Source organism: Pseudomonas sp. 2822-17, assembly GCF_002742485.1.
GTDB lineage: Bacteria > Pseudomonadota > Gammaproteobacteria > Pseudomonadales > Pseudomonadaceae > Aquipseudomonas > Aquipseudomonas cyclaminis.
The window spans coordinates 33,965-53,775 of record NZ_LJRZ01000365.1 but is presented as its reverse complement, the minus strand read 5'-3'; the positions used below and the strand labels follow the sequence as shown (position 1 = coordinate 53,775).

The following is a 19,811-nucleotide window of genomic DNA, read 5'->3' as shown; positions in this document are numbered from 1 at the left end:
CGGTCGAGGAGGATGCTTGTTTAGCTAGCGTCCTCCAGCTCAGTGACGATTGCTTTTTTCAAGGCTGAAACTGATTTAGACCCGGCGAAGACTTTCAACAATCGGCCTTCGTGGAACACTGCCAAGGACGGCACAGTACGAATGCCATACATCTGCGCAATCGTCGGTGATACCGCAATATCAATTTTTCCAAACACTGCCAGAGCATGGAGCTTTGCTTCCAAGTCCACGAAGACTGGCTTCATCTCTTTACAAGGTTTGCACCAAGATGCTGAGAACAGTACGACACTGCTGCCTTTGGCAACAAAGCGGGCAAATTGGGGAGCGCTCAACTCAACGATACGGCTCATTTGGGTCTCACGTGTTGTGTTAAGGAAAAGGGGGCACCTTGTGAGTGCCACGTTCCGTTGCCGATCAAACTTTGCAGCCATCGACGCCGCAGACTTGGCCTATCAATGAGCTATCGTCGACTTTCGCGCTTTCTACCATTTGATTGAGCGCGTCAAGAAAAGCAGCTTCAGGTTGTGCACCGGAAACAGAGAATTCTTCGTTGAAGACAAAGAGAGGCACGCCAGAACCCAACTGGGCGGCGAAATGCTCATCCGCTTCCATCTCTACGCGCAGTTCTACAGATGACCACGCCAATTGAATTGCCGCATCCGACACACCTGCATCTTTCGCAATCACCGCCAAGCTGGCGCGATCAAAAAGTGACTTACCGTGGCTGGTGCTTTTTTCGTACAGCGCTTCCACAAGGCGCTTTTTCACTGCCCCGTCTTCAACCGCTTTCACCAAGACATGAGCATCAGCAGTATCGCCGAACATCATAGTGTCGAAGCGGTAATCCAGCCCGTCGGCCTGGCCATATTTACTCACAGTGTTCATCATCGCTGCTGCGGAATCTGGGTTGCCGAGCTTACGTTTCAGTGCTGCGACCATCGGTTCAGGGGCGTGATTTGCAGCCAGTCGATAGGCCCGAACGTTGACCTGTACATCGTCTTTCTGCGGGAAGTTTTCGAGCGCTTTTTCAAAACGACGCTTGGCAATCCAGCACCAAGGACACACATAATCAGACCAGATATCGACTACATATTTTTTCGAAGGGGTTTGCATAATTTATCCTGCACGGAGAAGTGAAGATTGCATTGCGGCTATTTCAAGCAGATGGTTAAAGCCAGCCAACGGGTCGGCTGAGCGACCCAGTGTCCAATCAATGAGGCTTGCTCCCTCCAGCATGCTCAGCAGCATGAAAGCGAAGTGCTCAACAGATGTTCCCAGCAACCAGCTGTGCTGCCGGACTGCGTCATTGAGGGTGCTTTGGAGCCAGGTGAGCTGCGAATTGAAGAAGTCCCTTGTGAGGCCTTGGAGCGACAAAGGCAACGCAGCCATTTCTGCCGCCAAGGCGCCGCATAACGGCAGCAGCCCCTCATTCGCGCTTATCACGAAAAGTCGGGAAAAAGCCTGTAAGCGCTGCTGTGGCTCGGGATGCATGATCTCGATTGACACCAACGTCTCGTTGAACCGAGCGATGTAGTCGTTGATAAGCTCCGCGCCTAAGCACTCCTTGGTAGGAAAGTGATGGTGAATACTGGCTTTTCTAATACCGACTTTCGCTGCGAGATCCGCGTAACTGAACGCTGAGTAACCCTTTGAGCGCATCTGGGTTTCCGCGTAGCTCAGCAGCGCGGCTTTTGTCGTGATAGACATTTGAAACTCCTACAGCCAGCACCCTTGTCACCGAAGCAACTGCTGGAACGCGCCCCAATGAGAGGCGCTTCACGCAGCGCTTGCCTCGGTGTTTAGGCACGTACCGCCATCACCCCTGCATCAACATCCCAGATAGCACCGGTCACCCAGGAGGTTTTATCGGATAGTAAGAAGAGGATGGTATTGGCGACGTCTTCAGGAACACCGACTCGACCCAGTGGGTGGAAATCGTTTAGCGACTTCATCGCATCCGGGATCGCTTCCTTGTCCATGAAGCCTTCATAGATCGAGGTGTGAACGATGCCAGGCGAAACGGCATTGACTCGGATACCTGAGTGAGCCAATTCAATTGCCAGGTTTCGAGTGACTGCGTGCAGGCCCGCCTTGGCCATCGAATAAGCAGTTGCTGGAGAGCCGGCCAGCGCAGCTTGCGCGCCAATCGAACCGACGTTGACAATGGAGCCTTCGCGCTTGGCAGCAAGCATATTTTTGACCACTGCCTGCGTGATAAAGAATGTGGCGCGGTTCAGATCCAGGTACATGTCGTAGTCAGCCTCATCGTGCTCGATGAAAGGCTTCGGAATGAATATGCCTGCAGAATTCACCATAAAGCCGATGTCACTGTGGTTGGCATTGATTTCGCTGCGTACATGATTCATCCCTTCCTCGGTCATGAGGTTGGCAACGATCACTGATACGTTCCCCAGCGGACTCAGCTCGGCGCGCACAGCATCGGCTTTATCCTGTTTACTGCCGGTGAGAACCACGCTGCCACCCGCCTTTAAAAACTGGCGCGCTGTTTCCAGACCCATGCCGCTCGTGCCGCCGACGACCAACAGTTTTTTGCCTTTAAAAAAATCGTCCATTACAGACTCCGGTATCAGATAAGTGAGAGGTGGTCAGCGGCCAGGTGCCGTGCTGACCTGTGACCAGGACAGTTAGCCTTCGATGACTTCGAGCTTAGGGAGCATGCGGATGGCTTTAGAGAAGTTGGCGTAGTTGACCGAAGTCTTGAGCACCACGTTGTGCAGCTCCTCAACACGCTCACGCGAAGCATCTGTGTGCAGGCGAATCACGACACTCACCTCGTCGTAGCCTGGGTTAACGCTTTCGTCGATCCCCAGGAAGCCACGCAGGTCGAGAGTGCCGTCGGTCTCAATTTCCAGGCTGTGAATCTTGATGCCCATCATTGCGGCATTGGCGGCATAGCCGACCGACATGCAGGCGTTTAGAGCAGCCATCAGCAGCTCCTGAGGGTTGGGCGCGGTGTTCTCGCCCAGCAATTCATTCGGCTCATCGGCTGCAATTTCAAAATCGCGGGAATAGGTCTCACCGGCCAAGCTGTAACGGCTGACTTTGGCTACAGAACGGGTCTGACCCTTCCAAGCGGTTTTAACGTTGAAGCTTGCGTGGCGCTTGGTCGCATCACCAGCAACGCCTTCGGCGAAATTCTGGAGTGCGGCGACATCGATACCATTCAGGTTGCTGCTCATGTGGACGTTCCTCTTCAGATAAGCCGGACGATTAGACCGGAAGAGAAACAAGCCTACCAAGTAGTAGGTTGGTTTACAAGAGAGGTGACGATACCAATAGTTTTGAAAAGCTAGGCTGCATAGAGGAATTGGGAATATTGATGACAACACAGTGAGTGTCGTGACCAACAGAGTCACTTCGAAAGCGACGCCATGAAACGATCTTTCACACCTCTATGCATCGGGTGAAATTTGTGTGATCGTACGAATTGATGGCATAAGGCCGTCACCACATGGATAAAAATCAGGGAGGTTTTATGGCTGCTTATGCACCAGGGCACGTGTTGGGGCGAGATGGAGGTTCGTTTCAAGAAGTCACTTTGAACGCAGCCAAGAGCGCGGTCGTCGCTAAGCATGGACGGTACTGTACAATTCGCGATCACGAAAAAGCGCCGCCTACAAGCAAGCCTTCGCGTCATTGGCTGCAAATCTACCGCACACCAGATAATACCGAGTGATCTATTCGGTGGATTTTAGTCTGCACTAATTGATACAAGCGTAGATCGGCACGCGGCCCTGAATCAAATAACTCAAGGCCGCCTGCTCTTGGCAGGCGACCAAATCGAGAAGCTTTTGAAAGATGTACTAAAGATACAGCGATGAAAGATGCCCCCTGGAAAGGGAATGCAGCGATAGAGTCGATAAGTGTGCTTGCTAGAGTTTTCAGTGACGAAGGGTAGATAAAATCAAATCAAATCCCGAAGATTTCTCGTAATCATCGCTCATCGCCCAAGAAACAAAGCTCGCACCTTCCAAAGTATTCAATATGAACCTTGAAACTCTGATTACATCCAGGTCGGCTTTAAGCTCTCCTCGATCTTGACCCTGCTTAATGTTTGCTTGGAGCCAAGTGAGATGGATCTCAAAGAAATCCTTTGTCATTTCTTTGAGGCTTTCAGGCAGGGCCAGAAGCTCTGCGGCGAGGGCTCCACAGAGTGGGAGCATCCCGTTTAGACTGCTGTGTGCGAACATCAAGGCGAACGCATTCAGCCGGTCGACAACACTGACGTGTTCATCATTGATAGCGTCCAGCTGCTTTTTAAACCGGAACAGGTAGCTCTCGACGATGGCAATTGCCAAGCCTTCCTTGGTCGGGAAGTGATGGTGAATACTCGCTTTTTTAATGCCGATGTCGTCCGCAAGGTCGGCATAGCTGAAGGCCGCATAGCCTTTCGTGCGCAGCAGAACCTCGGCGCTGGTCAAAAGGTCTGAACGTGTACTCATGATCGTGTATCCAAATTTATCATCTAGACATCATAAATTAGTCACACCTCATAAGACAGCGTTCGCCTTGCAAAGTACTGAGCTGCCTATACTTTGTGCCTCCTGCGGAATGCTTCTTCCATCTTGAGGCCTGTACGGAAACGCGGCATAGGACAAACGTCCGCGGCGCGTTCAAACGATCGGTGAGAACGCCGGACACATCAAGCAGAGCTTGTCCAGGCTGGGGCCTCAAGGCCCACACGAATCAAACGGCCCTCAACGCCCCGCCTGCTACATCCTTTGAACTCTGTGCGCATGCAGTCCGGAGCCAGCACGCGCTGTTCGGCGCGAAGGATGACCCCGCACGACACAGTTCGTCAGATACAAGTCCCAAACTATGTGCTGGCAGGTAAAATGGCATAATATGCCAATAGTCGAAAGGACCTGTATGTCCAGAGCTGGAGCTAATCATGGCGACGCGAAACGTTGTACTCACCCCTCACCAGGAACAGGTTATCCATGACCTGGTGCAGTCCGGCCGTTATCAGAATGCCAGCGAAGTGATGCGAGAAGGTTTGCGGCTATTGGAACAGCGCGTCGCCGAAGACACCGCCAAAATTGAGGCCCTGCGTCAGGCGACCTCTATCGGCATCATGGACCTTGAGCAAGGGCGCTTTACTAAGTTGAACGAAGGGGATCTGGAGCACTACCTCGAGGGCTTGAGCCTGGAGGCAACCCTACCCGCGCGCGAGAAACACTGAGCATGTCGCAGTATCGGATTTCCAACGCGGCGCGCGCCGACATTGTCGACATCCTCAGGCTCTCCCAGACGCAGTTCGGCGATCAAGCACGCCAGCGGTATCAGGCGCTAATCCTCGCCGCGCTGCAAGCGATTGCCGACACGCCTTATCGCATTGGCAGCTACGAACGCGGTGAGCTGGCACCGGGCCTTCGCAGCTATCACCTCATCTATTCACGCCAGCAGGCCAAACAGCCCCATGGGGCGGTCAAAAGCCCACGCCATATCGTGTTTTATCGTGTCGCAAGCGACGACGTGATCGAGGTCGTCCGACTCCTTCATGACGCCATGGAAGTGCAATTGCACTTGCCTAATGACTGATCCTGGCCCAAAGGCTTAGCTGTCCATGAACAGCGAAGGTAAGGCGCCCGCCTCAACATGCAACCTGAGCGCCTTCGCTGCCCGCCGACTCAGTGGCCAATTGAAGCGGGAAGTTATGGGCCCGACCGGATTATCGAGACCCACCACCAGAAGCACGATGCGCAACGTTGCCTGCCACTTTCAATACCGAACAACCGCTTCTTAAGCGCTTTCCGTGGCCAGGCGCCTGGCATTACGCTCCGGTTGTCGATGGACACGCGGATCGATCTCTCTGGCGACCGGCGCCATTGCAACATCTCGCAGAGCATGAGCATTTCACGCTGCCAATTTCAGGACAGGTGCTGAAAGGCGGCCCGGACAACTCCGATTAAGGATATCGACTCATCTAACGACCAAGAATTTTCCAGATTCGGGTTGGTCATCCAGTACACAAAGGCGCACTGAATGCCAGTCACGGCCACCCCGCTCCGGGTCAGAAATAGCCATTCGCGATCGCTCGCCCACCCTGTGCAATTGGGGGCAAAACTGGGGGCAAAATTTGTTTTTTTCAGGCTGTAAATACCGATCTAGAGCCTAGTCAAAATGTTTTTTGGGGATGGCTCACAAAAACACGAAGAAGTGCCATTGTATTTTCGGCCATGAAACCGCGCGAGCCCATGCACGCCGAACCGTGTAGGCGCAGGCTTCTATGCCCGATAGTCTGTCGCTTTAAAGAAACCTTGAACGTAATGCGTGGCTACCGCTCACAAGTTTATGGGCGCTATTGCTCATTAGACATGAAGAGGAAATCGATATGCCAAACGCACTAAGAACTTGCGCACTTACCTTGCTCGTCAGCCTGGCGGCCCAAGGGGCTTTCGCAGCACAAGACGACGCTTTTGTTGAGGACGCTTCCGCCAAGGGAGTAGCCGAAGTCGAAGCTGGCAAGCTCGCCCAGGAAAAAGGCAGTGCCGCCGATGTTAAGGCCTTTGCAGACATGATGATCAAGGATCACACCGCGGCGAACGCAAAGCTTAAAACAATTGCAGACGCCAAAAATCTGAAAGTTTCCGACAGTGCGGAGCTCATGGACAAGGCCAAAGCGATGATTCTGGAACTTCGCGGCGCAAAATCCTTCGATCAAGCTTATGCCAACAATCAGGTTAAGGCGCATGAGGCCACGATTGAAATCTTTGAAAAGGAGATTTCTGAAGGCAAGGACGCTGAGGTTAAAGCGTTTGCCACCGAAACATTGCCCAAATTGAAATCGCATCTGGAGCATGCCAAAACGCTGTCAGAGGCTCACGCCGGTGACGCGAAGTGACAACCACAGGAGCCTTTAGCGAGGCTCCTGCCGTCCCTCACTGCGACGCGGGTGGCTCAAGTAGAATCTTGTCCCCAAAAAATCAGGTGCAAAGCGAAAAGGAGCCTCGATGCAACGGGTGATGATTGTTGGTCAACCTGGCTCAGGCAAAAGCACGTTGGCGCGTAAGCTTGGTCTGCGCACGGGCTGGCCGGTCGTTTATATAACTGCGCCTTCAACGTGCCGCGTGGTTTGTCTGAGGTCTAATCGGGATACCGAGATTTTTCTCCGCGCGCAAAAGCCACTCGACTGAGTGGCTTTTGGTTTCTTGGGACGGGACACGCACAGGCGTGATAACGGGCAGGCTTTACCGGCGCAACACCCTCAATCCAGCACGATATCCCGCATCGGCGGGATATAACCGTAGTCATATGCCTCCCGTACAAACGAGCGATCGCCCTGCAGCAGGATCCTGACCGTGGGTGCTTCAGTGCCGCCGATGCGGAAATCGCCGTCGCGGGTGGGTACGCTGTCGATGAACGAAGTCACCAAACCATTTGGCATCACACAATGTGAATAGGTCTGGAAGGGCTGCTCGGGTGGGTTTCCCAATACCAGGCCAGAGGCATTCATTGGCCGGTAAGGGCCGAACAGGTGTTCGCTGACAAACCCGTAAACGCCATCGGGGCCGGTCACACCGTCGGCATAGGTGAACTTATGGCTGATGGTGAACAGGTAGTACTTGTTGTCCTGGAAGACGTAATGCGGGCGCTCGGTCTGATCATTAACGCCAACGGCCGTCACCAACGGCGGTAATATTTCCCATTCATCGCCTCTCAAGTCTTTGGCCACGGCAAGGCCAATACACCCCACCTGATAGCGAGCGCCACCCACCTCTTCGTGGCCTGGCGGGACCAGGCCGATCTCGTCGGGACCGACCACATGGGTGCCGCGTTCACCCGCGACATTGCCTTCAAACACCATATATAACTTGCCATCTTTCGGATCAATAAAAGGACTTGGATCGCGAAAGTTCCACGTCGCATTTTGCGACTCGGTCTGATAATAAACCCCGTCCGCCTCAAATAATGCGTGCACCTTATTGAAGTTGACGAGTTCAACGCCCTCCTCGGTTGTCACTATCTGGCCTTTGACTTTGGAAATAGTCGCGCCGGGTGTAACGCAGGTGTAATACAAGTCGATGTCACCGTTATTGTTGACCAGGATCGGCGTTCCTGCCCATTCCCGCGTGGTGGGCGACACGCCTGGGGCCATGACACGACCGCCGAAAATCCAGTCCTTGCCGGTGCGTGAGTACCAAAAGCAGATACGCGCATGGCCGTGTCGATCCTCCCAATCGCGCTTGATGTCATAACGCCCGTTGGCATCAATAAACTGCGGATCATGGGGGCGCCGGTCGGCGGTCAACGTGAAAATTACTGACCAGCCATTAACGGAAACCACCGCCCCGTCGAGGTCGCGCAGGGGCATGGTGTCCCAGATGAATACCGTGTCACTCATCACGGGGAAATCAGCCGGCACTAACGGTTGCGTGGTAGTGGGGTCACTTTCATTGACTTTCAGCGCATCAGCCCGAGTCCAGCGAGTAGGTGTGTGATTCGCATGTTTCATGTTGATGTCCTTTTACTAACGCTTATATGACAAGCCGATTTTAAAGTGCACAGCACACTTCGATCTCGACCAGCTCCATAGTGCGAAACAAGGTTTAACATGGAACTCTAAATGCACAGGATGAAAAATTATTTAAGTAGTTATATGCCACTACTCAACATATAACCTTCGCCACCCAAGTTCATGGCACGTTGCAATCATTGATTAAATGAGAGCATTTGAGCTTTTAATAAGCGCGCTCGACACAGCCAATCCGGCACAAAGGCAACCACAGCACATCCCGCCCGATTTAGTTACAATCCCATAGGTTTTTTCCACGGTACTGCAGCATGGACATCTCATTATTTCGCGGGCGCTTCACGCGCTTGAACAAGCGCCTGCGCCAAGAGGCGCAGAATCATCCCGAGACCTGGTCGCAGATGCTGGTGCTGAGCGCCATCGACCAAATGGACGGCATGGCAACGCCTTCAAAAATCGCCGAAGCGGAAAACATCCGCTCATCCAACCTTGCCTCGCTGTTGAAGGACTTGGAAGCACGAGACCTGATTACCCGCACGCCAGATACGCAAGACCGCAGACGCACCTGGATCGGGCTGTCGGAACAAGGCCAGAGCGTCCTGCAAGCAAGCCGTCAGCGCCGGGATGAGTGGCTGGCGGAGGCGGCAGACGCCTGCCTCACCGCCAGTGAACGCAAGCAACTGGAAGCGGCCGGGCTGCTGATGGACAAGCTCAGCCACTATGGCCGCGACGAGGAACGCTGAAGCCATTTTCAGAGACAACGCCCGCCATTGCGTGCGTGCGTTCGAACTGCAAAGGCGTCGCGGTGATGTGCCCCGCAAGATTTTCCGCCGTTTCGGTCCCTGGCTCATCAGCCCTCTGATGCCGCTCCAACTGAAGCCAATGGTATTCCAGGCCGCGCGGGTCATTTTCCGAGCGTACGGAGACCCTCTCCAAGCGCCCACTGCCCTGGCGCGTTATCTTCAGAGGCAGCACGGCACCGGGGGCACAACTCGGAAAATTGACGTTCAGGCACACGTCATGCGGCCAATCCATCGCCATGAGTTGCTCAATAACCCGTACCCCGTGGTCAAGTGCGTTTCCCCAAGGCACTGCGGTACGGTCGGTAAACGCCTGGCTCAACGCAATGGATGGGATACCGAACAGCAACCCTGTCATCGCGGCGCCGACGGTGCCCGAAAACACCGTTTCCGTTCCCAGATTCGCCCCGCGATTCACGCCGGATAAAATCAGGTCCGGCTTGTCGTGACTCAGCAGATGCCCGAGCGCCACTGCGATGCAATCGCCTGGCGTACCCGTGACCGCAAACCGGCGTGTGCCGTGGTAGCTCATGCGCAGGGGGGCATGCAGGCTCAAGGAATGGGAGGTGCCGCTCTGGTCGAGCAGCGGTGCGACGACCCAGACCTCACTCGCCAATTGGCAAGCGATGCGCTCCAGTACCTTGAGCCCTGGGGCATCGATGCCATCGTCATTGGTAAGCAGAATTCGTTTGAACCGATGTTGTCCGTTCGCCATGGCCGTGCCCCGTCAATACTGCGCCAGGCGCTCGAATTAACGCCGTCGGGGCGATTATTACCTATATATTAATAGCTATCTAGCCATAGATATTAACGCAAACACTACAACGGAAATTCCGCCCTGATCAGAGTGCCGCCCTGGCTACGATTGCTGGCGGTAATGGCGCCGCCATGGGCCTGGCAAATCGCCCGGGCGATGGACAGGCCTAACCCGCTGCCGCCCGAGTAACGCGCCCTGGAACGCTCTGCACGCCAGAAGCGGTCAAAGACACTGTCCAGGTGTTGCGCCTCGATACCAGGGCCAAGGTCTCCGATCTCAATCACTACCCGCCCTTCGACCTGCCGCGCCATGATGCTCAATTCACCGCCCCCTGCCGCATAGCGCAGCAGGTTATCGATCAGGATATTCAGCACCTGGCCCAGGCGATCGCGATCGGCATTGATACGAAAACCGTCGGTGATAGTGATGTACGTCTGCACACCGAAGTCATCCAATTGCGGCTGGAACCAGGCCAGCCGTTCGCTCACCAGGGCCGCCAGGGAAAAGTCGCTGCGCTCCAGCACCAGTCGACCCGCCCTGGCCATCGACAAGAGGTGCAAGTCATCCACCAGTTTCCTGAGCTGATCGAGCTGACGCTTGACCATGCCCAACTGTGCGGCATCGCTGGGGAACACCTCATCGAGCATGCCCTGCACGCGCCCCATGGCGGCATTCAGTGGCGTGCGCAATTCGTGGGCGATGACCGCGCTGGACTCGCGCACATCCCGCTCGTAACGCTCCAGTTGCGTGGTCATGCTGTTGAAGTCGCTGATCAGGCGTTGCAGCTCGTCGGGGGTGTGCCGGTGAATGGGCAGGCGCGTGAAGAAATCTCCGCCGGCAACTCGCCGTGCCCCTTGGGCTATTGCCGAGAACTGGCTGGACAAGGGGCGTGAAAACCACAAGCCACAGATGATGATGATCGGGATGGCAGCCAGCACCAGGCAGGCCAGGATCAGCCAGTCGCGATTGGCGATATCCGGCTGGAAGAATTCCACCGGGTAGTATTCGGCAACCAGTTGGCGCAAGCGTGTTTCGTTGAGTTGCGGCTCGGCGCGCAGGTGCAGCAACTCCTCACGCGCTTGCGGCGGCAGGCGCTGCAAGAAATACCAGTCCGACAGTTTGAAGTTGACCCACATGCACAGCGCAATCACCACAACGGCGCCGATCGCCAACAGGCTCATGCGCATACCGACCCAGCGCCACAGCGGTTTGTCGTTGACCCGAGATTTCTTGAACATGCGGCTTACCTGAACCGATAGCCGATGGAGCGTACGGTCACCAATACCCCGGCGATGCCATGGGTTTCCAGTTTGCGTCGCAGGTTGTGTACGTGGGCATCAACGACCCGTGCCAGGGCTTCGCTTTCCGGCAGGCAGATTTCCAGCAGCTCATCACGGGTGAACGCCTTGGATGGTGTCTTGAGCAACGTCACCAGCAGCTTGAACTCCGTCGGCGTCAGGTCGAGCACCTGCGGCGGCGCATCGCGGTGCTCAAGGCTGGCCGTGAAGGCGGTGAGATCAACACGCAGGTTTTCATGGCGCAGCAGCTGTTCAACCGGTTGGCTGCCCAGGGTACGTCGCAACACCGCATGCACCCGCGCCACCACCTCACGCGGGCTGTAGGGCTTGACCACATAGTCATCCGCGCCATAACGCAAGGCGCCGAGTTTTTCCGGCTCATCGCCCATGGCCGTGACCATGATCACCGGCGTGTCGCTGCTGCGGCGCACGGCGGACAACACTTCCGTGCCGCTCAAGCGGGGCAGCATCACGTCCAGCAGGATCAGGTCGGGCTGCCAGCTTTTGTGCAGGTCCAGGCCACGCTGGCCGTCTTCGGCCAAGGCCACCTCAAAGCCGTCCCGGCGCAGATAGGCTTCGAGAATATTGGCGCTGTCGGCGTCGTCTTCGACAATGAGGATACGTTTTCCTGACACAAAGAAGCCTCTTGATGAAACCTTGATAATTCACGAACGGTTTATTGAAAGTCCGCTGCCAGTATTGGCCTACGCCCGACTTTCGCGAACCGATCCTATGCCGACCACTGCACCGCTGTCCAAGCCTATCAAGCTGCCTGAACGCCTCGGCGCGGTTTTGCTACTGGTGGGCATGTTGAACGGCTGCTCATTGGCGCCGATGTACCAGACGCCCGCGTTGCCAGTGCCGGAAACCCTGCAAGGCACACGGTTAACGGACGTGCCCTCCTCCATGATCAACAGCGTGGAAGCGCTGTCCGAAGAGGAAAAACACCTGTTGGCCGGCCTGGACTCATCGGCGCAGTTGCCGGCTCTGGTTGAACAAGCCCTGGACTACAACCGTGACCTGCGCCTGGCGTTGCTGCGAGTCGAGCAAGCCCGCGCCGAGTACGGCATTTATCGCGCCGATCGCTTACCCACCGTTGCCCTGGGGCTGCAACGCAACCGCCAGCACTTGCACGACAAGGCCGCCGACGAACGTTACGGGCAGGACATCGCGGTCGCGTCCGTGGGTGTATCGGACTTCGAGCTGGATTTTTTCGGCCGGGTGCGCAGCCTGTCCGAAGCGGCGCAACATAACTACCTCGCCACGCGCTACGGAGCTTTGGCGGCGCGCAAGGCGCTGATCGTCGAAGTGGCGCGCCTGTATTTGCAGGAGCGCTTGCAGGCGGGCGTGCAGGCCGACACGCAATCCATTCTCGACGACCAGAAACGGCTGCTGAGCGTACTCGACGGTCAGCAAAAGGAAGGCCTGGTAGCCCCGGACACGGTCGACACCCAGCGCATGGAGGTGCGTCGCGCCACTCTGCAATTGCAGGATGCAAGCGCCGACTACTCGCGTGCACAACAGGCGCTGGCGTGGGTCACCGGCTATCAGGCTGCCCTTTCTACAGCGGCGGCAGACAGCGCCGTCATCGACCTCAGTCCCCCGCCATGGCTGGTCGAGATGCCGTCACAGCGCCTGCTGCAGCGCTTCGATGTGCGCCAATGCGAGGAAGCCCTGCGCGCGGCGAATGCCAACATCGGTGCCGCCCGTGCAGCGTTTTTCCCCTCGATCACCTTGAGCACGGGTGTCGGCATCGCCAGCCCGCGCTTGAGCAACTTGTTTTCGTCCGGCAGCGGCGCCTGGCTGTTCACCCCGCAACTGAACCTGCCGTTGTTCGACGGTGGCCGCAACCAGGCCAACCTGGACCTGGCCACCGCTCGCCAACAGTCGGCAGTCGCCCAATACGAAAAAACCGTGCAAGACGCCTTCCGCGAAATCGCCGACCTGTTGACTCAGCGCCAGCAAGCATTGGCCAACGCCACCACACAAATTGATCTGGCGGCGTTGACCGCCTTGAAGGCCAAGCGTCTCGACCAACAGATAGCCGTGGGTGCGGCTGCCCGTTCAGAGCACACCGGCGCTTCAATTCGCCTGGCTGAAGCCGCCATCGAATTACGCAAGGCCACCTACCAGTTGTTGTTCAACCGCCTGGCGCTGTATCGCGCGCTGTCTGGCGCACCGTTATTTTCCTCCGCAGAAAGGGTTCCATCATGAGTTTGATCACGCCTCCTACCCGTGCCGCGCTTTGGGGCGCCGCCGCGTTGATGTCTTGCACGCTGGCGCCTCAGGCACAGGCGGCCGACACCACCACTGCCACCCTGGGCCTCGGCATGGGCGTCACACCGCGCTTCATGGGCGCAGACCGCTACCGGGCGCTCGTACTGCCGATGTTCAGCATCCAGCGCGGTGTGTTGTTTGCCGACAGCACCCGTGGCCTGGGTGTGCAGTTTCAATCCGACAGCGGCTTTGCTGCGAGCGCGGCGATCAACTACGACCTGGGCCGCAAGGAAAAGGACAGCACCAGCCGCCCCGGCGGCCGCGAGCTGAACGGCATGGGCGATGTCAACGGCGCCACCGTCGCCGACTTCACCCTCAGCCAGCAACTGCTTGACTGGCTGTCGGTCAGCGGCGAAGCCGAGCTGCGCATGGCCGGCGAGCACCGGGGCAACCGCTACCGCTTTGGCCTCGAAGGCATTCTGTTTCATACCGACAGCGACACCCTGGCCCTGGACCTCGATGCGCACGCCGGCGATGGCCGCTACAACCAGACCTACTTCGGCGTCACCCAGGCGCAGAGCCAGCGTTCGCTCTATGGAAAATACAGCGCCGATGCAGGCATCTATGCCTACTCCGCCGCCTTGAACTGGCAGCACAGCCTGGATGCACACTGGTCGACGCTGGTCAGCCTGACGCTGACCCAGTACGCCGACCAGGCCCGCAACAGCCCGCTGGTCCTGCGTGAAAGCGCCGGCCTTGGCCTGTTCGCCATCAACTACACCTTCTGATAACGAGGCCCCAGGCATGCATGGTTTTCCTCAGCTGTTTCGTCCCTGGGCCCGTCTCCTCCTCGGCCTCGCCTGCCTGACAACGGCGGCCTGTTCGCGCGAGTCACCCGTGCCGGAGCCCGCCGTAAGGTCGGTAAAAGTCACCGCAGTGCGCGCCGCGCAGGTGGACGCTGCGCCGTTGACCGGCGTCGTGCGCCAACGCCAACGTGCAACGCTGGCCTTCGAGGGCGCAGGTCGTCTGGTCGCCTTGAACGTTGATGTAGGCGATTCGGTTAAACAAGGTCAGGTACTGGCGAGTCTGGACGCGGCCGCAGTCCGGCTGCGCCTGAAACAGGCCCAGGCCACCTTGTTTGCCAGCGTGGCACAGACAAGCGAGCGCAAGCGCAACAAAGTCCGCCAGCAACAGCTGTTTACCCAGGGTAGCGTCGCGACCAGCGCTGTGGAGCAAGCCGAAGCGGCGTGGCAAGCGGCCGTCGCGCAGCAGACCGCCGATGAAGCGGCGCTGGACCTGGTGCGCCGCGATCAGCGCCAAGGGCAACTGATTGCACCTTTCAACGGCCGCGTCGTGGCTCGGCCTGCGCAGCTGTACAGCGAGCTATCGCCCGGCCAGGTCGTGATGGAGCTGGAGGCCTCGGGCGCTTTGCAGGTGCTGGTGCAAATCCCGGTGGAACAGGCCGCCAGCCTCAAGCCTGGGGACCACGCCGTAGCCGCCGACCCGACCGCGCCGGGTTCTAGCCTGCCGCTGGTGTTGGAAGGCCTGTCGATGCGCGCACAGAACGGTTTGTTGCAAAGCGCGCGCTTTCGCCTGACCGCCAACAACCTCGTGCTGCCCAGCGGCGTGAATCTCAATGTGAGGTTCGCGTCCCCTGCTCCGCTCCCGCTGTCCATTCCAACCCAGGCCCTGCGCATCGGGGGTGACGCCAGCCAGGTGCAAGTGTTTGTCTATGACCCCACCGCGGGCAAGGTCGCCCAGCGTGACATCAAGATCGGCCTGATCGACCAGGGCCGCGTCACTGTCGACAACGGCCTCAAGGATGGCGAGCAAGTGGTCGTCACGGGCGTCGCGTTTCTCAGTGACGGCCAGCCCGTCAACCTGCTTGCGCCCTCCAGCCGCTTGAGCACAACCGAATGATCAACCTGACCCGACACGCCTTGGGCGCAAGCCGCCTGACGCTCTTCACCGCGCTGTTGATCCTGATCGCAGGTGTGGCGACGTTTCTCAGCTTCCCCACCCAGGAAGAGCCCTCGGTGACCATCCGCGATGCGCTGGTGAGCATCCAGTTCCCCGGACTGCCCAGCGAGCGCGCCGAAGAATTGCTGGCGCGGCCCACCGAAGAAAAACTGCGCGAACTGTCGCAAATCAAAAATATCGTGACCACGATTCATCCCGGCAGCGTGGTTATCCAAGTGACGGCCCGTGATGAAACCAAGGACCTCGGCGTGCTGTGGCAGCAGGTGCGCAATAAGGTCGCCGAAGCCGGCGCGGGCTTTCCACCCGGCACCCAAGGGCCGTTTGTCGACGATAATTTCGGGCGCGTCGCCGTGGCCTCCATCGCCGTCACAGCACCCGGCTACAGCATGAGCGAGATGCGCGGGCCGTTGAAGCGCCTGCGCGACCAGTTGGGCGGGTTGCCCGGCATCGGCCAGGTCACCTTGCATGGTTTGCAGGATCAACAGCTTTCAATTGATTTCAACCCGCAACGCCTGGCCGGGCTGGGTTTGTCCCCGCAGCAATTGTTCCAGCAACTGCAGCAACAGAATGTGCTGGCGCCTGGCGGTATCGCCGACATTGGCGGGCAGATCACCACCCTCACCGTGACCGGCGAATTGCTCGGTGTGGAACAGCTGCGCCAGGTGCCGATTCAACTGCCCGGCGCCGACGGCAGTGTGCAATCGGTGCCGTTGAGCGCCCTTGCGCAGATTGCCGTGATGGCTGCCGACCCGCCCCAGACCGCCGCGGTGTACCAGGGCCAGGACGCCGTGGTGCTGGCCGTGTCCATGGCGCCAGGGCAAAACATTAATCAATTCGGCGCAGCCCTGCGCGAACGACTGGCGCAGTTGGAGCAGCAACTCCCGCTGGGCTTTACCGCCCATGTGGTGACGTTCCAGGCCGATGTAGTCGATCAGCAGATGTCCAAGATGAAGCATGTGATGATCGAAACCGTGGTCATCGTCATGGCGGTGGTGATGCTGTTCCTCGGCTGGCGCACCGGCCTGGTGGTCGGCGCCATTGTGCCGCTGACCATTCTCGGCACGTTGATCGCCATGCGCATGCTGGGGGTCGAGCTGCAGACCGTATCGATTGCCGCGATTATCCTCGCGCTCGGCTTGCTGGTGGACAACGGCATTGTCATCGCCGAGGACATCGAGCGCCGGCTGCATGCCGGTGAGGAACGCCGCCAGGCCTGCGAGGATGCGGGGCGTACCCTGGCGATTCCGCTATTGACCTCCTCCCTGGTGATTGTGCTGGCCTTCTCGCCGTTCTTCCTCGGCCAGACCAGCACCAATGAATACCTGCGGTCATTGGCCATTGTTCTTGCCCTGACCCTGCTCGGCTCGTGGCTGTTGAGCATCACCGTCACGCCGCTGCTGTGCCTGTATTTTGCCAAGCCCCCACGTCATAAGGCGTCAGAGGACAGCTACAACAGCCGCTTTTACCAAGGCTATCGGGCCGTCATCTGCCGCGTGCTGCAGCACAAGGTGCTGTTTCTGATGGCCATGTTGGTGTTGCTGGCCGCCGCCATTTTTGAACTGATGCGCGTGCCCTATGACTTTTTACCCCAGTCGGACCGGCTGCAGTTTCAGGTGCCCATCACCCTGGAGCCCGGCAGCGGTTCGCGCAAGACCTTGCAAAGCGTGCGCGAGATCAGCCTGTGGTTAGGCAAGGAACCCCAGGTAGTCGACAGCATCGGCTACGTGGGCGATGGCGGACCGCGCATCGTGCTGGGCCTCAACCCGCCGCAGCCAGCACCGGAAACCGCTTACTTCACCGTCAGCGTCATGGCGGGCACGGATATCGATGCGGTCATTGCCAATATGCGTCGCTATCTGCTCAAACAACACCCCGAGCTGCGCGCCGAGCCCAAACGGTTTTCCCTGGGCACCACAGAAGCCGGGGTCGCGATCTATCGCGTGATTGGCCCGGACGAGAACGTATTACGCCTATTGGCCGGCCAGATCGAGAACGCTTTGCGCAACATGCCGGGCACACTCGATGTGCGCAATGACTGGAGCACGCGCCTGGCGCGCTATACCGTCGAGGTCGACCAGCACAGTGCACGCCGCGCCGGGGTGGACACTCAGGCCATAGCCCAGGCCTTGCAATTGCACTTCGGCGGCCTCCAGGTTTCGTCCCTGCAGGACAATCAGACCCGCGTACCGCTGGTGGTACGCGAACCTGCGACGACAAACACCGTATCGCCCGATCTGCGCGGTATCCAGGTCTACCCGGCCGACGGCTCGACGCCCGTGCCGCTGTCGGCCATTGCCCGCATTGTCGCCTCCAGCGAACCGTCCACGCTGATGCGCCGCAATCAGGAACGGGCCATCACCGTAGTGGGCCACAACCCGTCGCTGACGGCGACGTCCATCGTCGAGCAACTGGCGCCGCAGGTCGCGGCACTGCGCTTGCCGCCGGGCTACCGGATTGAACTGGGCGGTGAAATCGAAGACTCGGCAGATGCCAACCAGGCGCTGCTGCAATACCTGCCCCACGCGCTGATCGCCATGCTGTTGTTGTTTGTGTGGCAGTTCAATTCGTTTCGCAAGGTGCTGATTGTGGTTTGCGCAATTCCCTTTGTACTGATCGGCGTTTCAGTCGCGTTGCTGGTCACCGGTTACCCGTTTGGCTTCATGGCCACGTTCGGTCTGCTGTCACTGGCAGGGATCATCGTCAATAACGCGGTGCTGTTGCTGGAGCGTATTGAAGCGGAACTCCACGACGGCCTGCCCGTGTACGAGGCCGTCGTAAATGCCGCCGTCAAACGCCTGCGCCCGATCGTCATGACCAAACTGACCTGCATCCTCGGGCTGATCCCGTTGATGCTGTTTGCCGGGCCACTGTGGAAAGGCATGGCAATCAGCATGATGGGCGGTCTTGCACTGGGAACGTTGGTAACGCTGGGGTTGATCCCGGTCCTGTATGTATTGCTGTTTACGCAGCGTAAAACTCCACACATCACGGTGAACACACCATGACTTTTTTGCTCAAGGCGACGCGCACCGTCAAACGCCTATCCAAAGGGGCAATGCTGCTCAGCGCACTGTCGATCAGTATTGCCAGTCACGCCGCAACCCCACATCCCGACGCATTCGTCCATCCAGGCCTGTTGCAGACCGAACAGGACTTCCTGCGCATCCGCGAAAAACTGGCCAACCATAACCAGCCGTGGCTGGCCGGGTGGCAGAAGCTGATCGCCAACCGGCACGCTTCACTGGCCTGGAACCCGAGCCCGGTCGCAGTGGTGTATCGGGGCGCGGATGGCCAACATCCGGAAAACTACGCCCGCTTATTCAATGACGCTGCAGCAGCGTACGCACTGGCCCTGCGCTGGCAGCTTTCGGGTGATCCCGCGTATGCCGACAAAGCCGTAGCGATGTTGAACCAATGGTCCAGCACCCTTACATCGATTGCAGGCACCTCGGACCGCTTCCTGGCATCCGGCTTGTACGGTTATCAACTGGCCAACGCCGCAGAGTTACTGCGCGGTTATTCAAAGTGGAAGGCGGCGGACTTTCATCAGTTCCAAAGCATGATGCTCACGGTCTTCTACCCGATGAATCATGATTTTCTGGTGCATCACAATAACGCGCCGGTCGACCACTATTGGGCGAACTGGGACTTGGCCAACATGAACGCGATGCTGGCCATCGGCGTGCTGACCGACCGCCGCGACATCTACGATGAAGCGGTCAACTATTTCAAACACGGCGCCGGCAACGGTGCCATTGAACACGTGGTGTGGAAGCTCTACGGCAATGGTCTCGGCCAGGTCCAGGAAAGCGGGCGTGACCAAGCGCACACGATGCTCGATATCGCCTTGCTCGGCAGCTTCTGCCAAATGGCCTGGAGCCAGGGCGACGACCTGTTCGGTTACCAGAACAACCGGGTGCTGCAAGGCGCCGAGTATGTGGCCAAGTACAACCTGGGCAATGACGTGCCGTTCACGACCTTCATCAACAGCGCGTTCAAGCAGACCGTCATCTCGCCCGATCACCGTGGCGACATCCGCCCGATCTGGGAACTGCTCTACAACCATTACGTGGTGCTCAAAGGCCTCAGCGCGCCGAACGTGAAAGCCTTCGCGCACAAAGTCGAGGTGGAAGGCGGTGGCGGGGATTATGGCCCCAACAGCGGCGGCTACGACCAACTGGGGTATGGAACCTTGCTCTATTCGTTGGGGGAATACGGCCTGTCCAAAAATGAACTGGTGCCGTGAAGGTCCATTCCTCAATCTT

Annotated in this window: 20 protein-coding genes; 10 read left to right on the top strand and 10 right to left on the bottom strand. The window is 58.0% G+C overall.

From position 1 onward, the window contains the following. Nucleotides 1–20: 20 nt before the first annotated feature. From AOA60_RS09970 to AOA60_RS09940, 6 genes are all read right to left on the bottom strand, one after another. Nucleotides 21–350 (bottom strand): co-chaperone YbbN, encoded by a 330-nt coding sequence (locus AOA60_RS09970; RefSeq protein WP_029290787.1) that lies wholly within the window; start codon nt 348–350, stop codon nt 21–23. Between the two features lie 64 nt (nt 351–414). After that, nucleotides 415–1,113 (bottom strand): DsbA family oxidoreductase, encoded by a 699-nt coding sequence (locus AOA60_RS09965; protein WP_029290786.1) that lies wholly within the window; start codon nt 1,111–1,113, stop codon nt 415–417. 3 nt (nt 1,114–1,116) lie between these two features. Further along, nucleotides 1,117–1,707 (bottom strand): TetR/AcrR family transcriptional regulator, encoded by a 591-nt coding sequence (locus AOA60_RS09960; protein WP_029290784.1) that lies wholly within the window; start codon nt 1,705–1,707, stop codon nt 1,117–1,119. 92 nt (nt 1,708–1,799) lie between these two features. Then, a complete protein-coding gene (locus AOA60_RS09955; protein WP_029290782.1) occupies nt 1,800–2,573 on the bottom strand; it encodes an SDR family NAD(P)-dependent oxidoreductase in 774 nt (257 codons plus the stop codon). Between the two features lie 72 nt (nt 2,574–2,645). Continuing rightward, on the bottom strand, nt 2,646–3,200 hold the full coding sequence (locus AOA60_RS09950; protein ID WP_029290780.1) for an OsmC family protein: 555 nt from the start codon (nt 3,198–3,200) through the stop codon (nt 2,646–2,648). Between the two features lie 702 nt (nt 3,201–3,902). Beyond that, the gene (locus AOA60_RS09940; protein WP_029290777.1) at nt 3,903–4,463 is read right to left on the bottom strand and encodes a TetR/AcrR family transcriptional regulator; all 561 of its coding nucleotides are present in this window, start codon (nt 4,461–4,463) and stop codon (nt 3,903–3,905) included. Nucleotides 4,464–4,912: 449 nt separating this feature from the next. Between AOA60_RS09940 and AOA60_RS09935 the strand changes: the two genes are divergently transcribed. The 4 genes from AOA60_RS09935 (at nt 4,913) to AOA60_RS09915 (ending at nt 7,157) form a co-directional block, all read left to right on the top strand. Next, the gene (locus tag AOA60_RS09935; RefSeq protein WP_029290775.1) at nt 4,913–5,203 is read left to right on the top strand and encodes a type II toxin-antitoxin system ParD family antitoxin; all 291 of its coding nucleotides are present in this window, start codon (nt 4,913–4,915) and stop codon (nt 5,201–5,203) included. 2 nt (nt 5,204–5,205) lie between these two features. Continuing rightward, nucleotides 5,206–5,562: a type II toxin-antitoxin system RelE/ParE family toxin gene (locus AOA60_RS09930; protein WP_029290773.1), complete on the top strand. Its 357-nt coding sequence runs from the start codon at nt 5,206–5,208 to the stop codon at nt 5,560–5,562. Between the two features lie 793 nt (nt 5,563–6,355). Beyond that, nucleotides 6,356–6,865, top strand: a complete 510-nt coding sequence (locus AOA60_RS09920; RefSeq protein WP_099584280.1) for a DUF4142 domain-containing protein — start codon at nt 6,356–6,358, stop codon at nt 6,863–6,865. 109 nt (nt 6,866–6,974) lie between these two features. Next, nucleotides 6,975–7,157 (top strand): AAA family ATPase, encoded by a 183-nt coding sequence (locus tag AOA60_RS09915; RefSeq protein WP_099584279.1) that lies wholly within the window; start codon nt 6,975–6,977, stop codon nt 7,155–7,157. A 71-nt stretch (nt 7,158–7,228) separates the two neighbouring features. On the opposite strand, the gene AOA60_RS09910 is transcribed toward AOA60_RS09915, so the two are convergent. Further along, nucleotides 7,229–8,476, bottom strand: a complete 1,248-nt coding sequence (locus tag AOA60_RS09910; RefSeq protein ID WP_099584278.1) for a glycoside hydrolase family 68 protein — start codon at nt 8,474–8,476, stop codon at nt 7,229–7,231. A gap of 329 nt (nt 8,477–8,805) precedes the next feature. On the opposite strand from AOA60_RS09910, the gene AOA60_RS09905 reads away from it, so the two are divergent. After that, nucleotides 8,806–9,237 (top strand): MarR family winged helix-turn-helix transcriptional regulator, encoded by a 432-nt coding sequence (locus AOA60_RS09905; protein WP_099584277.1) that lies wholly within the window; start codon nt 8,806–8,808, stop codon nt 9,235–9,237. Here the strand turns inward: AOA60_RS09905 and surE are convergent. From surE to AOA60_RS09890, 3 genes are all read right to left on the bottom strand, one after another. After that, on the bottom strand, nt 9,206–10,009 hold the full coding sequence (gene surE, locus AOA60_RS09900; RefSeq protein ID WP_099584276.1) for a 5'/3'-nucleotidase SurE: 804 nt from the start codon (nt 10,007–10,009) through the stop codon (nt 9,206–9,208). The genes AOA60_RS09905 and surE overlap by 32 nt on opposite strands. Before the next feature lie 104 nt (nt 10,010–10,113). Then, nucleotides 10,114–11,289 (bottom strand): cell wall metabolism sensor histidine kinase WalK, encoded by a 1,176-nt coding sequence (locus AOA60_RS09895; RefSeq protein WP_099584275.1) that lies wholly within the window; start codon nt 11,287–11,289, stop codon nt 10,114–10,116. 5 nt (nt 11,290–11,294) lie between these two features. Then, nucleotides 11,295–11,984, bottom strand: a complete 690-nt coding sequence (locus tag AOA60_RS09890) for a response regulator (protein WP_099584274.1) — start codon at nt 11,982–11,984, stop codon at nt 11,295–11,297. 97 nt (nt 11,985–12,081) lie between these two features. Between AOA60_RS09890 and AOA60_RS09885 the strand changes: the two genes are divergently transcribed. Genes AOA60_RS09885 through AOA60_RS09865 form a run of 5 tightly spaced genes read left to right on the top strand, consistent with a single transcriptional unit; the run spans nt 12,082 to nt 19,792 of the window. Beyond that, on the top strand, nt 12,082–13,563 hold the full coding sequence (locus AOA60_RS09885) for an efflux transporter outer membrane subunit (protein WP_099584273.1): 1,482 nt from the start codon (nt 12,082–12,084) through the stop codon (nt 13,561–13,563). Next, a complete protein-coding gene (locus tag AOA60_RS09880; RefSeq protein ID WP_099584272.1) occupies nt 13,560–14,354 on the top strand; it encodes a MipA/OmpV family protein in 795 nt (264 codons plus the stop codon). Before AOA60_RS09885 ends, AOA60_RS09880 begins: the two co-directional genes overlap by 4 nt. A gap of 16 nt (nt 14,355–14,370) precedes the next feature. Beyond that, on the top strand, nt 14,371–15,486 hold the full coding sequence (locus AOA60_RS09875) for an efflux RND transporter periplasmic adaptor subunit (RefSeq protein WP_099584271.1): 1,116 nt from the start codon (nt 14,371–14,373) through the stop codon (nt 15,484–15,486). Continuing rightward, complete coding sequence (locus AOA60_RS09870) at nt 15,483–18,551, top strand: efflux RND transporter permease subunit (RefSeq protein WP_099584270.1); 3,069 nt, start codon at nt 15,483–15,485, stop codon at nt 18,549–18,551. The genes AOA60_RS09875 and AOA60_RS09870 overlap by 4 nt, the downstream gene beginning before the upstream one ends. Further along, nucleotides 18,548–19,792, top strand: a complete 1,245-nt coding sequence (locus AOA60_RS09865; protein ID WP_099584269.1) for an alginate lyase family protein — start codon at nt 18,548–18,550, stop codon at nt 19,790–19,792. The genes AOA60_RS09870 and AOA60_RS09865 overlap by 4 nt, the downstream gene beginning before the upstream one ends. The last annotated feature ends 19 nt before the right edge of the window (nt 19,793–19,811 follow it).

Excerpts from the sequence above, each read along its gene's own strand:
- AOA60_RS09970 (WP_029290787.1), bottom strand. The coding sequence starts at position 350 with ATGAGCCGTATCGTTGAGTTGAGCGCTCCCCAATTTGCCCGCTTTGTT.
- AOA60_RS09965 (WP_029290786.1), bottom strand. The coding sequence starts at position 1,113 with ATGCAAACCCCTTCGAAAAAATATGTAGTCGATATCTGGTCTGATTAT.
- AOA60_RS09960 (WP_029290784.1), bottom strand. The coding sequence starts at position 1,707 with ATGTCTATCACGACAAAAGCCGCGCTGCTGAGCTACGCGGAAACCCAG.
- AOA60_RS09955 (WP_029290782.1), bottom strand. The coding sequence starts at position 2,573 with ATGGACGATTTTTTTAAAGGCAAAAAACTGTTGGTCGTCGGCGGCACG.
- AOA60_RS09950 (WP_029290780.1), bottom strand. The coding sequence starts at position 3,200 with ATGAGCAGCAACCTGAATGGTATCGATGTCGCCGCACTCCAGAATTTC.
- AOA60_RS09940 (WP_029290777.1), bottom strand. The coding sequence starts at position 4,463 with ATGAGTACACGTTCAGACCTTTTGACCAGCGCCGAGGTTCTGCTGCGC.
- AOA60_RS09935 (WP_029290775.1), top strand. The coding sequence starts at position 4,913 with ATGGCGACGCGAAACGTTGTACTCACCCCTCACCAGGAACAGGTTATC.
- AOA60_RS09930 (WP_029290773.1), top strand. The coding sequence starts at position 5,206 with ATGTCGCAGTATCGGATTTCCAACGCGGCGCGCGCCGACATTGTCGAC.
- AOA60_RS09920 (WP_099584280.1), top strand. The coding sequence starts at position 6,356 with ATGCCAAACGCACTAAGAACTTGCGCACTTACCTTGCTCGTCAGCCTG.
- AOA60_RS09915 (WP_099584279.1), top strand. The coding sequence starts at position 6,975 with ATGCAACGGGTGATGATTGTTGGTCAACCTGGCTCAGGCAAAAGCACG.
- AOA60_RS09910 (WP_099584278.1), bottom strand. The coding sequence starts at position 8,476 with ATGAAACATGCGAATCACACACCTACTCGCTGGACTCGGGCTGATGCG.
- AOA60_RS09905 (WP_099584277.1), top strand. The coding sequence starts at position 8,806 with ATGGACATCTCATTATTTCGCGGGCGCTTCACGCGCTTGAACAAGCGC.
- surE (WP_099584276.1), bottom strand. The coding sequence starts at position 10,009 with ATGGCGAACGGACAACATCGGTTCAAACGAATTCTGCTTACCAATGAC.
- AOA60_RS09895 (WP_099584275.1), bottom strand. The coding sequence starts at position 11,289 with ATGTTCAAGAAATCTCGGGTCAACGACAAACCGCTGTGGCGCTGGGTC.
- AOA60_RS09885 (WP_099584273.1), top strand. The coding sequence starts at position 12,082 with ATGCCGACCACTGCACCGCTGTCCAAGCCTATCAAGCTGCCTGAACGC.
- AOA60_RS09880 (WP_099584272.1), top strand. The coding sequence starts at position 13,560 with ATGAGTTTGATCACGCCTCCTACCCGTGCCGCGCTTTGGGGCGCCGCC.
- AOA60_RS09875 (WP_099584271.1), top strand. The coding sequence starts at position 14,371 with ATGCATGGTTTTCCTCAGCTGTTTCGTCCCTGGGCCCGTCTCCTCCTC.
- AOA60_RS09870 (WP_099584270.1), top strand. The coding sequence starts at position 15,483 with ATGATCAACCTGACCCGACACGCCTTGGGCGCAAGCCGCCTGACGCTC.
- AOA60_RS09865 (WP_099584269.1), top strand. The coding sequence starts at position 18,548 with ATGACTTTTTTGCTCAAGGCGACGCGCACCGTCAAACGCCTATCCAAA.